Annotated in this window: 12 protein-coding genes and 1 riboswitch; of the genes, 9 read left to right on the top strand and 3 right to left on the bottom strand. The window is 73.2% G+C overall.

All coding sequences use genetic code 11. The features are described 5' to 3' along the window. Positions 1–5 precede the first annotated feature (5 nt). Both fmt and AC5L30_RS09350 read left to right on the top strand, forming a co-directional pair. Positions 6–932, top strand: a complete 927-nt coding sequence (gene fmt, locus AC5L30_RS09345) for a methionyl-tRNA formyltransferase (RefSeq protein ID WP_494866491.1) — start codon at positions 6–8, stop codon at positions 930–932. Continuing rightward, positions 887–2,365 carry an RsmB/NOP family class I SAM-dependent RNA methyltransferase gene (locus AC5L30_RS09350; protein ID WP_494866576.1) on the top strand — a complete coding sequence of 493 codons (1,479 nt, stop codon included), beginning with the start codon at positions 887–889 and terminating at the stop codon, positions 2,363–2,365. The genes fmt and AC5L30_RS09350 overlap by 46 nt, the downstream gene beginning before the upstream one ends. A gap of 48 nt (positions 2,366–2,413) precedes the next feature. On the opposite strand, the gene AC5L30_RS09355 is transcribed toward AC5L30_RS09350, so the two are convergent. Together AC5L30_RS09355 and AC5L30_RS09360 are read right to left on the bottom strand one after the other, a co-directional pair. Continuing rightward, a complete protein-coding gene (locus AC5L30_RS09355; RefSeq protein WP_494866492.1) occupies positions 2,414–3,304 on the bottom strand; it encodes a septum formation family protein in 891 nt (296 codons plus the stop codon). Positions 3,305–3,386: 82 nt separating this feature from the next. Beyond that, positions 3,387–4,277, bottom strand: coding sequence for a septum formation family protein (locus tag AC5L30_RS09360; protein WP_494866493.1), 891 nt, complete (start codon positions 4,275–4,277; stop codon positions 3,387–3,389). A 254-nt stretch (positions 4,278–4,531) separates the two neighbouring features. Here AC5L30_RS09360 and rpe point away from each other — a divergent pair, with 254 nt between their 5' ends. The 7 genes from rpe (at position 4,532) to ribH (ending at position 10,748) form a co-directional block, all read left to right on the top strand. After that, entirely contained in the window at positions 4,532–5,212 is a 681-nt protein-coding gene (rpe, locus tag AC5L30_RS09365; RefSeq protein ID WP_030335689.1) for a ribulose-phosphate 3-epimerase, read from the top strand. A 1-nt stretch (position 5,213) separates the two neighbouring features. After that, positions 5,214–6,170 carry a response regulator gene (locus AC5L30_RS09370; protein WP_494866495.1) on the top strand — a complete coding sequence of 319 codons (957 nt, stop codon included), beginning with the start codon at positions 5,214–5,216 and terminating at the stop codon, positions 6,168–6,170. A 78-nt stretch (positions 6,171–6,248) separates the two neighbouring features. Beyond that, positions 6,249–6,420: riboswitch (FMN riboswitch) on the top strand. Between the two features lie 166 nt (positions 6,421–6,586). Beyond that, positions 6,587–7,648, top strand: coding sequence for a bifunctional diaminohydroxyphosphoribosylaminopyrimidine deaminase/5-amino-6-(5-phosphoribosylamino)uracil reductase RibD (gene ribD / locus AC5L30_RS09375; protein WP_494866496.1), 1,062 nt, complete (start codon positions 6,587–6,589; stop codon positions 7,646–7,648). Position 7,649: 1 nt separating this feature from the next. Beyond that, complete coding sequence (locus AC5L30_RS09380; RefSeq protein WP_494866498.1) at positions 7,650–8,294, top strand: riboflavin synthase; 645 nt, start codon at positions 7,650–7,652, stop codon at positions 8,292–8,294. Then, complete coding sequence (pnuC, locus tag AC5L30_RS09385) at positions 8,294–8,983, top strand: nicotinamide riboside transporter PnuC (RefSeq protein ID WP_494866500.1); 690 nt, start codon at positions 8,294–8,296, stop codon at positions 8,981–8,983. Before AC5L30_RS09380 ends, pnuC begins: the two co-directional genes overlap by 1 nt. Beyond that, a complete protein-coding gene (locus AC5L30_RS09390; protein ID WP_494866502.1) occupies positions 8,980–10,245 on the top strand; it encodes a bifunctional 3,4-dihydroxy-2-butanone-4-phosphate synthase/GTP cyclohydrolase II in 1,266 nt (421 codons plus the stop codon). Before pnuC ends, AC5L30_RS09390 begins: the two co-directional genes overlap by 4 nt. Before the next feature lie 2 nt (positions 10,246–10,247). After that, positions 10,248–10,748, top strand: coding sequence for a 6,7-dimethyl-8-ribityllumazine synthase (gene ribH, locus AC5L30_RS09395; protein ID WP_030335701.1), 501 nt, complete (start codon positions 10,248–10,250; stop codon positions 10,746–10,748). 17 nt (positions 10,749–10,765) lie between these two features. Here ribH and AC5L30_RS09400 read toward each other — a convergent pair whose 3' ends face one another. After that, the gene (locus AC5L30_RS09400) at positions 10,766–11,509 is read right to left on the bottom strand and encodes an amino acid ABC transporter ATP-binding protein (protein ID WP_494866503.1); all 744 of its coding nucleotides are present in this window, start codon (positions 11,507–11,509) and stop codon (positions 10,766–10,768) included. Positions 11,510–11,512 lie beyond the last annotated feature (3 nt).

Genomic DNA, 11,512 nt, shown 5'->3' on the forward strand with positions numbered 1-11,512 from the left:
CCCGGATGCGCGTGATCTTCGCCGGTACGCCGGCCGTCGCCGTTCCCGCCCTGGCCGCCGTCGCCGCCTCCCGACACGAGCTGGTGGCCGTGGTCACCCGGCCCGACGCGCCCGCCGGGCGTGGGCGGGGCCTGTCCCGCTCCCCGGTCGGCGCGTGGGCCGACGAGCACGGCGTCGAGGTGCTCACGCCGACCCGTCCCCGCGACCCGGAGTTCCTCGACCGGCTACGCGAGCTGGAGCCGGACTGCGTGCCGGTGGTCGCCTACGGCGCGCTGGTGCCGCCAGCGGCCCTGGAGATCCCCCGGCACGGCTGGATCAACCTGCACTTCTCCCTGCTGCCCGCGTGGCGTGGCGCCGCGCCCGTGCAGCACGCCGTGCTGCACGGTGACGAGCTGACCGGAGCCAGCGTCTTCCAGCTCGAGGAGGGCCTGGACACCGGCCCGGTCTACGGCACGCTGACCGACGAGATCCGCGCCGCCGACACCTCCGGTGACCTGCTGGAGCGGCTCGCCGATTCCGGCGCCGGGCTGCTGGTGGCGGTGCTCGACGCGATCGCCGACGGCACCGCCCGCGCCGAGCCGCAGCCGGCCGACGGGGTGTCACTGGCGCCGAAGCTGACCGTGGACGACGCGCGGGTGCGCTGGAGCGACCCGGCCTTCGCCGTGGATCGGCGGATCCGGGCCTGCACGCCCGCGCCGGGCGGCTGGACCATGTTCCGCGACGAGCGGGTGAAGCTCGGCCCGGTCGTCCCGGTGCCCGACGGCCCCGAGCTGAAGCCGGGGGAGTTGCTGGTGGAGAAGTCCCGGGTGCTGGCCGGCACGGCGACCGTGCCGGTGCGGCTCGGCGAGGTCCGCGCCGCGGGCAAGCGGGCGATGGGCGCGACCGACTGGGCGCGCGGCGTCCGGGTCGGCACTGGAGAGGACTTCGCGTGACGGCACCGGAGGGAACCCGACCGACGCGCTCCGGCCCGTCGACCGGCCGTGGCGGGGAGCGCCGCCCGGTCCGACCACCGCTGGACCGACCGCGCCGCGCCGCGTACGAGGCGGTGGCGGCGGTGCACCGTGACGACGCGTTCGCCAACCTGGTGCTGCCCATCATCCTGCGGGAGGAGGGGCTGTTCGGCCGGGACGCCGCCTTCGCCACCGAGCTGACCTACGGCACCCTGCGCAACCTGGGCACGTTGGACGCGATCCTGACCGACGCGGCCGGCCGGGACGTGGCCCGGATCGACCCGCCGGTACGCGACGCGCTGCGGCTCGGGGCGTACCAGTTGCTGCACACCCGGGTGCCGGCGCACGCCGCGGTCTCGTCGACGGTGGACCTGGTCCGTTCGGTCGCACCGGGCGCCACCGGCTTCGCCAACGCGGTGCTGCGCGAGGTGTCCAGCCGTGACGCGGACGCCTGGGTGGCGAAGCTCGCCCCACCGATGGAGACCGACCCGGTCGGTCACCTGGCGGTGGCGTACAGCCATCCGCAGTGGATCGTGCGGGCCTTCTCCGAGGCGCTCGGCGGCGATCTGGGTGAGACGGCCCGCCTCCTGATCGAGGACAATGAGCGCCCGCCGGTGCACCTGTGCGCCCGGCCCGGCCTGATCGACCCGGTCGAGCTGGCTGACCAGGTCGGCGGCGCGCCCGGCGCCTTCTCGCCGTACGCCGTCTATCTGCCCGGCGGCTCGCCGGGCGACATCCCGGCCGTGGTCGATGGCCGTGCCCACGTCCAGGACGAGGGCTCCCAGCTGGTGGCCGCGGCGCTCGCCGACGCGCCGCTGGACGGCCCGGACGGGCGCTGGCTGGACCTGTGCGCCGGCCCGGGTGGCAAGGCCGGGTTGCTCGGCGCGCTGGCCGCGCAGCGGGGTGCCCGGGTGACCGCGGTGGAGGTGGCCGAGCACCGGGCCCGACTGGTCTCCCTGGCGACCCGGGACCTGCCGGTGGCCGTGCTGACCATGGACGGCCGTGACGTCGGCGGCGACCCGAAGCTGCCGGAGCAGCACTTCGACCGGGTGCTGGTGGACGCGCCGTGCACCGGGCTGGGCTCGCTGCGTCGTCGGCCGGAGTCGCGGTGGCGTCGCCAGCCGTCCGACCTGCCGCCGCTGACCCGACTGCAACGGGAGCTGCTCGGCGCGGCGCTGCGGGCGGTCCGCCCGGGTGGCCTGGTCGCCTACGTCACCTGCTCGCCGCACACCGTCGAGACGCACGTGACGGTGACCGAGGCGGCCCGCCGCAGCGGGGTTCCGGTGGACTTCGTGGACGCCCGGCCGCTGCTGCCGGCCGGCATGCCCGGTCTCGGCGACGGGCCGACCGTGCAGCTCTGGCCACACCGGCACGGCACCGACGCGATGTTCCTCGCCGTCCTGCGCCGAGGCTGATCCGAGCCACGCGTCCGGCCGGTCACCGACCGGCCGGACGCGGGGCGCTCAGGTGACCGGAAGTCCCTTGGTGCCGGCGTTCTTCATCGAACGGGTCAGGTCCCGGTCGGAGATCCAGAGGAAGCACTGCACGCCCCGGTTGCCGTTGCGCCACTCCTCCTCGTACGGCTGGTAGTAGATCGTGCCGGCGCGGAAGTCGAGCTGGGAGTTGTCCGGGACCTTGGCGTACTTGGCGATCATCGTCTGGCAGGCCCGGTGGGTCCGCTTGGTGCCGCGGGTGAACTCGGCGTAGCTGGTGTCCGGCGCCTGCCAGACGCCGACGAACTCGGCGTGGTGCTTGGCGGTGCAGGAGACCGGCACCATCTCGTCGATGTCGTCCTTGACCAGCTTCGGGTTGAAGCAGCGGTACGCCAGCGGGGCCGCGCCGGACAGCGCGCCCCGGAGGCTGCCGGTGCGCAGGTCCACCGCGGTGTCGTCGATGCTGGCGATCTCGGTGACGTCGCAGCGGTACCAGCGGGCCCCGCCCGACCAGGCCTGCGGCGACGGCAGCACGACGGTCAGGCCGAGCCGCCCGGAACGCCAGTCGGCGCCCACCGCCTTGTTGACCGCCGTGTCGCACCCGGCCTGCGCGGCCCGCATGCCGACCGAGCCGGGCTGCGGGGGAGTGCCGCCCTCGGCGCCCCGGCCGGTGAGGGTGCCGACGTGCATGGTCTCCACCCGGTGCGACTCGGTGCACGCCGTCGGGTTGTAGCCGGTCAGGAAGCCGACCTGCTGGGAGCTCTGGTGGCAGACGTCGGCAGCGGGGACGAACTGCTGTGCCGCGACGGGCGCCGGCCAGTCGTCGATGAGGTCACGGTCGACTCCGGCGGGTGCGCCGCACCCGGCCAGCGTCAGGGCCAGCGCCCCACCCCCGGCGAACGCCGCCAACCACCGTCGCATCCTGACCTCCCGCCGCTGCTGGCCCCCGACCGGACCCAGCCGGTCGGTACCGCCACGGCGCAGCAGCATACGGCACCGATGCTCAGATCGCGGGCAGTCCCTCGGGGCCGGCGCCGCGCATCGAGCGGGTGAGTTTGCGGTCGTCGCTCCACAGGAAACAGCGCACTCCACGGTCGCCCTCCTCCCACTCCCGCTGCGACGGTGGGTAGTAGATGGACCCGGCCCGGTATGGCAGCTCGCTGTTGTTGGGCACCGCCGCGTACTCGGCGATCAGCGCCATGCAGCGCCGGTGCGCCTGCTCGGCGGACTTGGCGAACTCCGCCCAGCTCATGTCCTGCTCCTCGTAGACGCCCACGAACTCGGCGCGGTGCGGCTCGGTGCAGAGCACCGGCGCCATGTAGTTGAGGTTGTCGCCGATCAGCTTGGGGTCGAAGCAGCGGTGCGTCAGGGGCGTGTCGCCGATCAACGCGCCGCGCAGGCTGCCGGTGCGGTTGACCGGGCGGGTGTTGTCGATGCTGCCGGTCTCGCTGAGGTCGCAGCGGAACCAGCGGGCGCCGCCGGCCCAGGCGGGCGCGGACGGCAGCGCGAGGGACAGCGCGAGTCGGGCCGTGTGCCAGTCGCCACCGAGCACCTCCCGGGCCCGCTGGTCGCACTCGGAGCGAGCAGTGCGCAGCGCCGACGATCCCGGTTCAGGTCGGGCCTCGGTCAGCGCGTCGGGCCCGACGAAGGTGCCGACGTGGATGGTCTCGGCCAGGTGGTTACGCGCGCAGTCCACCGTCTCGTACGTGCTGGCCTGCACGACCGTGGTGATCCGTGGCAGACAGGTGTCGGTGGCGGGGGTGAACGGCTTCGGCACCCGCAGTGTCGGCCAGTCGTCGGTGAGATCACCGTCCGCGCCCCGCGCCGGCGCGCAGCCGGCCAGTAGCATCGTCGTGACGCCGGCCAGCACCAGCGCTGGAAGCCACCGTCGCATCGTCCGCCCTCCCGGGAGCTGGCGGCCGGTCACCGCGCCCCGCGGCGAGACCCCGGCGGGCGTGCAGCCTACGGCACCGTCCCGGTTGGAGTGTCGTCGCGTTTCCGTCGATCGGCCAGCCACTGATGTCTGTTCGTCCGGATTCGGGGGTCCGGAGCGTCCAATTCTGCACCACTGGTCACTACTGGGTCACAGCGCGTCTCCGAGGGTGGCGCGATGCGGGTGGCGGGTGGCCACGTTCGTACACTGGCCCCGTGACCGTACCGCCGCCGATCGTCGCGCCGAGCATTCTGGCCGCCGATTTCGCCCGCCTCGCCGAAGAGGTCCGTGCCGTCGAGGACGCCGCGGACTGGTTGCACGTCGACGTGATGGACAACCACTTCGTGCCGAACCTGACCATTGGGCTGCCCGTGGTGCAGAGCCTGCGGGCTGTCACGGCCATGCCCTTCGACGTCCATCTGATGATCGAGGACCCGCGCCGGTGGGCCCCCGGTTACGCCGACGCGGGGGCGTACAACGTCACCTTCCACGCGGAGGCGTCCGACGACCCGGTGGCGCTGGCCAAGGACCTGCGCTCGGCCGGGGCGAAGGCGGGCCTGGCCATCGACCGGGACACCCCGATCGAGCCCTACCTGGATCTGCTGCCCAGCTTCGACACCCTGCTGATCATGACGATCAAGGCAGGCTTCGGTGGGCAGCGGTTCATTCCCCAGCTGCTGGAGAAGGTGCGGACGGCCCGGCGGCACGTGTCGGCGGGGCACCTGGAGCTGCGCATCGAGGTGGACGGCGGGATCGCCGCCGACACCATCGAGCAGGCGGCCGCCGCGGGCGCCGACGCGTTCGTGGCCGGCACCGCCGTGTACGGGGCCGCCGATCCGGCGGAGGCGGTACGGCACCTGCGGGCACTGGCGGAACGCGCGGCTCCCGGGGCCTGAGGTGGAGCCCGAGGTCGACCGCAAGGACATCATTCTCGTCGTCGACGACGATGAGGACATCGCTCGTTTCGTCGAGTTCAACCTGCGGCTGCACGGCTTCGAGGTGATCCACGCCAGTGACGGCCAGGAGGCTCTGGAGGTCATCGAGCGCCAGCGGCCGGACCTGGCGGTGGTCGACCTGATGATGCCCCGGATCGACGGGCTGGAGCTGACCCGGCGACTGCGCGCCGATCCGATGACCTCCGCCCTTCCGGTGATCATGCTGACGGCCAAGGGGATGACCGTCGACAAGGTGCACGGGCTCAGCGCCGGCGCGGACGACTACCTGGTCAAGCCGTTCGACACCGCCGAGCTGGTGGCCCGGGTCTCGTCCACGCTGCGCCGCAACAAGGAGTTCCGGGAGGTCTCCCCGCTGACCGGGCTGCCCGGCAACAGCCGGATCCGCCGGGAGATCAGCGACCGGGTCCGAAACGGCGTGGACTACGCCGTCGGCTACGTCGACATCGACCGGTTCAAGAGCGTCAACGACCGGTACGGCTTCGTGCGCGGCGACGACTTCATCTCCGCGCTGGCCCGCAGCCTGCACCGGGCGGTGGTGGGCGTCGGGCTGCCACCGGCCTTCCTCGGTCACGTCGGTGGCGACGACTTCGTCATCGTCTGCGCGCCGGACCAGGTGCGCCCACTGACGTCCCGGGCGGTCGTCGACTTCGAGAATGCCGCCGACACGCTCTACGACGCGACCGACCGGGAGCGCGGCTTCGTCGAGCTGAAGGACCGACGCGGCAACATCCGTCGCGCGGCCCTGGTCACGCTCTCCATCGGGGTGTCTCTCTCCGACGCCGGCAAGCGGTTCACCGACCCCCTCGAAGCGATCGCGGTGGCCTCGGAGATGAAGACGGTCGCCAAGAGTCAACCCGGCTCGTACGTGGCGGTGGACCGGCGTCGCGGCGTCACCTGAGCGTGATACCGCTGTGAAGTAGCTCGCCAAGGTGGCGGCGAGGCCGGATCGGCGTGTAAGAATTCCCGTGTACCCACCACGCGCTGGCGGGACTCGGTGAAATTCCGAACCGGCGGTGATCCACGGTCCAACCGTGGTCAGCCCGCGACCCGGACGGCTTCGGCCGCCCGGTGGACCTGGTGAAAATCCGGGGCCGACGGTTGGGGGCGGTTCGTCCGCGCCCAGACAGTCCGGATGGGAGACAGCGCGCGGGACGGACGGGTCCGAGCCGGCCGCTGGCTTCAGCGTGCCGTGCCGACCCCCCGGGGCGGCTGTGCCGTTCCCGGAATCCGCCACCGCCTGCCCGTGGCCCCATGGCCACCGCCTCCCTGACCGCCCGCGCGCGGACCGGCGAGTGAGAAGGCAGGGGCAGGGCGATGGCCAGCGTCTCCGTTGATGAGGCGATGCGGCGTGCAATCGAGTTGGCGGCGCGCGGGCTCGGCACCACCAGCCCCAACCCGGTGGTCGGGTGCGTGCTGCTCGACGAGGACGGCGAGGTCGTGGGCGAGGGCTTCCACGCGTACGCTGGCGGTCCGCACGCCGAGATCGTCGCCCTGGCACAGGCCGGGCGGCGGGCCAAGGGCGGCACCGCGGTCGTCACTCTGGAACCCTGCGATCACACCGGCCGCACCGGCCCCTGTAGTTCCGCGCTCGTCCAGGCGGGGGTGGGCCGGGTGGTTATCGCCGTGCCCGATCCCAACCCGGTCGCTTCCGGGGGCGCGGCCACCCTGCGCGCCGCCGGGGTCCGGGTCGATCTGGGGGTACGCGGCGAGGAGGCCGAGGCCGGCAACGTCGCGTGGTTGACCTCGATGCGCCGGGGCTGGCCGTACGTGATCTGGAAGTACGCCGCCACGCTCGACGGGCGCTCCGCCGCGGCCGACGGCAGCAGCATGTGGATCACCTCGGAGGCGGCCCGGATCGACGTGCACGCGCTGCGCGGCACGGTCGACGCGGTCATCGCCGGGGTGGGCACCGTGCTCGCCGACGACCCCCGGTTGACCGCCCGCAACCTGCGCGACGGCAGCCTGGCCATCCGGCAGCCGCTGCGGGTGGTGGTGGACAGCTCGGGGCGTACCCCGGCTGATGCCCGGGTCCGCGACGGCGCGGCGCGGACGTGGATCGCGACCGCCGACGAGGTCGGCGCCGACCCGGGCGGCCGGGTCGACCTGCCGGCGCTGCTCGCGGCGCTGCACCAGCGCGGGGTCCGCGCGGTGCTGCTGGAGGGCGGCCCCCGGCTGGCCGGCGCGTTCCTGGGGGCCGGCCTGGTCGACAAGATCGTCGGGTACGTCGCGCCGCGGTTGCTCGGCGCCGGCCCGACCGCTCTGGTCGACGCGGGAGTGACCACCATCGCCGAGGCCATCGATGTGGAGTTCGTCGACGTTACGCAGATCGGTCCGGATATCCGGATCACCGCTTTGCCCCGCAAACGGGAGGGCTGAGATGTTCACTGGCATTATCGAGGAATTGGGCGAGATCGTCCGGGTAGCGCCGACGGCGGGTGATTCGGCGCTGCTCGGCGTACGCGGCCCGCTGGTCACCTCCGACGCCCGGCACGGCGACTCGATCGCCGTCAACGGTGTCTGCCTGACCGTCGTGGAGGTCGCCGACGGCGTCTTCACCGCCGACGTGATGGGCGAGACGCTGCGCCGGTCCGCGCTGGGCGCGCTGCGCCCCGGCGACCCGGTCAACCTGGAGCGGGCCGCCGCGCTCGGTAGCCGGCTCGGCGGGCACCTGGTGCAGGGCCACGTCGACGGCGTCGGTGAACTGATCTCCCGGGAGCCGGCCGAGCAGTGGGAGACCGTCCGGTTCCGACTGCCCGCCGCCCTGTCCCGGTACGTGGTGGAGAAGGGCTCGATCACCATCGACGGTGTCTCGTTGACCGTGGCCGCCGTCGGCATGGACGAGTTCGCCGTCGGCCTGATCCCGACCACGCTCAAGCTGACCACGCTCGGCGCGAAGGGCGTCGGCGACCCGGTCAACCTGGAGGTCGACGTGCTGGCCAAGTACGTCGAGCGGCTGCTCGGCGACCGGCTCACCGACGCCGACGCGCGCGGGCTGGCCGCGAACCCGGGCGGGGTGGCCTGATGGGCCCGCTCAGCTGGCTGCTCGACGCCCAGGTGCAGATCGCCGGTTCGCCGGTGCTGGCCCGGGAGATCGTCGGCAACGCGTTCGGGCTGGTCTCGGCGCTGCTCGGACTGCGCCGGCTGCTCTGGGCGTGGCCGGTCGGCATGATCGGTAACGCCCTGCTCCTCACCGTCTTCCTCGGCGGGGTGTTCGCCACCCCGCAGGAGCACGACCTGTACGGGCAGGCCGGCCGGCAGGTGTTCTTCTTCGCGGTCAGCGTCTACGGCTGGTGGCGCTGGCAGCGCAACCGTCGCGCCGACGCCGGGCAGGCGGCGGTCGTCCCGCGCTGGGCCACCGGACGGGAGCGACTGATGCTGCTGGTGGCCGCCGTGATCGGCACCGCCGCGGCGTACCCGGTGCTCAAGGCGCTGGGCTCGTGGGGCCCGCTGCCCGACGCCTGGATCCTCACCGGCAGCCTGCTGGCCACCTACGGCATGGCCCGTGGCTGGGTGGAGTTCTGGCTGCTCTGGATCGCGGTGGACGCGGTCGGCGTGCCGCTGCTGCTGCGCGGCGGGTTCTACCCGTCGGCCGTCATGTACCTGATCTACGGCGCCCTCTGCGTCTGGGGCTTCGCCGCCTGGTGGCGCACCTCGCGCGCCGCCCGACCGGCGACCGTCCGTACGCCCATCTACACGGAGGCTGTCGCATGACCAGCTTTGGGGATATCGAGCAGGCGATCGCGGACATCGCGGCCGGCCGGCCGGTCGTCGTGGTCGACGACGCGGACCGGGAGAACGAGGGCGACCTGATCTTCGCGGCCGAGTTGGCCACGCCGGAGCTGATGGCGTTCATGGTGCGCTACACCTCCGGATACGTCTGCGTGGCGCTGACCGAGAGCGAAGCCGACCGGCTCGACCTGCCGCCGATGCACCACACCAACCAGGACCGGCGCGGCACCGCGTACACGGTGACCGTGGACGCCCGCGAGGGGGTCAGCACCGGCATCTCGGCGGCCGACCGTGCGCACACCAGCCGGCTGCTCGCCGCCGCGGCGACCGACCCGACCGACCTGGCCCGCCCCGGGCACGTGGTGCCGCTGCGCGCTCGCGAGGGCGGGGTGCTGCGCCGGCCGGGGCACACCGAGGCGGGCATCGACCTGACCCGGCTGGCCGGGCTGCGTCCGGCCGGCGTGCTCTGCGAGCTGGTCAACGACGACGGCACCATGATGCGACTGCCGGATTTGGAGAAGTTCTCCGCCGAGCACGGTCTCACGCTGGTCACCATCGCCGACCTGATCGCCTACCGGCGGCGCACCGAGAAGCAGGTCGAGCTGGTCGCCGACGCCCGGATGCCCACGCGGCACGGGGTGTTCCGGGCGCTCGGCTACCGTGCCGAGCACGACCCGGCCGAGCACGTCGCGATGGTGCTGGGTGATCTCGGTGACGGCCAGGATGTGCTGGTCCGGGTGCACTCCGAGTGCCTGACCGGGGACGTGTTCGGCTCGCTGCGCTGCGACTGCGGGCCGCAGCTGGACGCCGCGCTGGCTCGGGTCGGGCAGGAGGGCCGGGGCGTGGTGCTCTACGTCCGTGGGCACGAGGGCCGCGGCATCGGGCTGCTGCACAAGCTGCAGGCGTACCAGTTGCAGGACCTGGGCCGCGACACCGTCGACGCCAACCTCGACCTGGGCCTGCCGGCCGACGCCCGCGACTACGGCACCGGCGCGCAGATCCTCTACGACCTGGGCGTGCGTTCGATGCGGCTGCTGACCAACAACCCGGCCAAGCGGGCCGGGCTGGAGGGGTACGGATTGACCATCACCGGCCGCGAGGGGCTGCCGGTCGGCGCGCACCCGGAGAACATGCGCTACCTGCGCACCAAGCGGGACCGGATGGGTCACCTGCTGGACGAGTTGGACGAGGTGTCCGAGGCGCCGCTGGGGCGTCCGGTCGCCAACGACGAGATCGGAGCATGACGATGGCGGGTTTCGGTGAGCCGGGAGTCGAGGCGGTCGACGCCGCGGGGCTGACCGTCGGGGTCGTTGCCGCCCGTTGGCACGGCGAGCTGACCGACCACATGCTGGAGCGTGCGGTGGCCGCCGCCGAGGCGTGCGGCGCCCGTTCCGTGGTTGCCCGGGTCGCCGGCTCGGTCGAGCTGCCGGTGGTCGCGCAGGCCCTCGCCCGCCGCTGCGACGTGGTGGTCGCGCTCGGCGTGGTGGTCCGCGGGGCCACCGCCCACTTCGACTACGTCTGCCGCTCGGTCACCGACGGGCTGACCCGGGTGGCGCTGGACGAGGGCAAGCCGGTGGCGCACGGAGTGTTGACCGTGGAGACCATCGAGCAGGCCCGCGACCGCGCCGGTCTGCCCGGCTCGGCGGAGGACAAGGGCTGGGCCGCCACCGTCGCGGCGCTCGACGCGGCGCTGGCCGTACGGACCGTGGCGGCGGGCAACGCCCAGCGGGTCGGCTTCGGCGGCTGACCCTCCGCCGCCCTCGCTCAGAGCCGACCGGCCTCGATGATCCGGCGCAGGAACTGCCGGGTACGGGGCTGCGTCGGCTCGCCGAGCACCTGCTCGGGCGGGCCGCTCTCGACGACCCGCCCGGCGTCGAGGAAGCACACCTCGTCGGCGACCTCCCGGGCGAAGCCCATCTCGTGGGTGGCGAGCACCATGGTCATGCCGTCGGCCTTCAGGTCGCGGATCATCGCCAGGACCTCGCCGACCAGCTCCGGGTCCAGCGCGGAGGTGACCTCGTCGAGCAGCATCAGTCGAGGTGAGTTGGCCAGCGCCCGGACGATTGCCACCCGCTGCTGCTGCCCGCCGGAGAGTCGGTCCGGGTAGGCGTCCGCCTTGGCGCCCAGGCCCACCCGGTCGAGCAGCTCCCGGGCCTGCGCCTCGGCCTCCGCCCGACCCCGCCGGTGTACCCGGCGCGGCGCGAGGGTGATGTTGTCCAGCACGCTCAGGTGCGGAAAGAGGTTGTACGCCTGGAACACCATGCCGATCCGCCGCCGGACCCGGTCCGGGTCCACGCGGGGATCGGAGATGTCCTCCCCGTCCAACTCGATGGTGCCGTCGTCGAGGTCGTCCAGCAGGTTGACGCAGCGCAGCAGGGTCGACTTGCCGGACCCGGACGCGCCGATCAGAGCCACCACCTGGTGCTCGGCGACGGTCAGATCGAGCTGGTCGAGCACGGCGTGACCGCCGAACTCCTTGCGCAGGCCCCGACAGCGCAACAACGCCATGGC

The sequence above is a fragment of the Micromonospora sp. BQ32 genome (assembly GCF_059358895.1).

What these genes read in the sequence shown, in the direction of transcription:
- fmt (WP_494866491.1), top strand. Translation starts at nt 6, where the DNA reads ATGCGCGTGATCTTCGCCGGTACGCCGGCCGTCGCCGTTCCCGCCCTG.
- AC5L30_RS09355 (WP_494866492.1), bottom strand. Translation starts at nt 3,304, where the DNA reads ATGCGACGGTGGTTGGCGGCGTTCGCCGGGGGTGGGGCGCTGGCCCTG.
- AC5L30_RS09360 (WP_494866493.1), bottom strand. Translation starts at nt 4,277, where the DNA reads ATGCGACGGTGGCTTCCAGCGCTGGTGCTGGCCGGCGTCACGACGATG.
- ribD (WP_494866496.1), top strand. Translation starts at nt 6,587, where the DNA reads ATGGCCAGCGTCTCCGTTGATGAGGCGATGCGGCGTGCAATCGAGTTG.
- AC5L30_RS09380 (WP_494866498.1), top strand. Translation starts at nt 7,650, where the DNA reads ATGTTCACTGGCATTATCGAGGAATTGGGCGAGATCGTCCGGGTAGCG.
- pnuC (WP_494866500.1), top strand. Translation starts at nt 8,294, where the DNA reads ATGGGCCCGCTCAGCTGGCTGCTCGACGCCCAGGTGCAGATCGCCGGT.
- AC5L30_RS09390 (WP_494866502.1), top strand. Translation starts at nt 8,980, where the DNA reads ATGACCAGCTTTGGGGATATCGAGCAGGCGATCGCGGACATCGCGGCC.
- ribH (WP_030335701.1), top strand. Translation starts at nt 10,248, where the DNA reads ATGGCGGGTTTCGGTGAGCCGGGAGTCGAGGCGGTCGACGCCGCGGGG.
- AC5L30_RS09400 (WP_494866503.1), bottom strand. Translation starts at nt 11,509, where the DNA reads ATGGCGTTGTTGCGCTGTCGGGGCCTGCGCAAGGAGTTCGGCGGTCAC.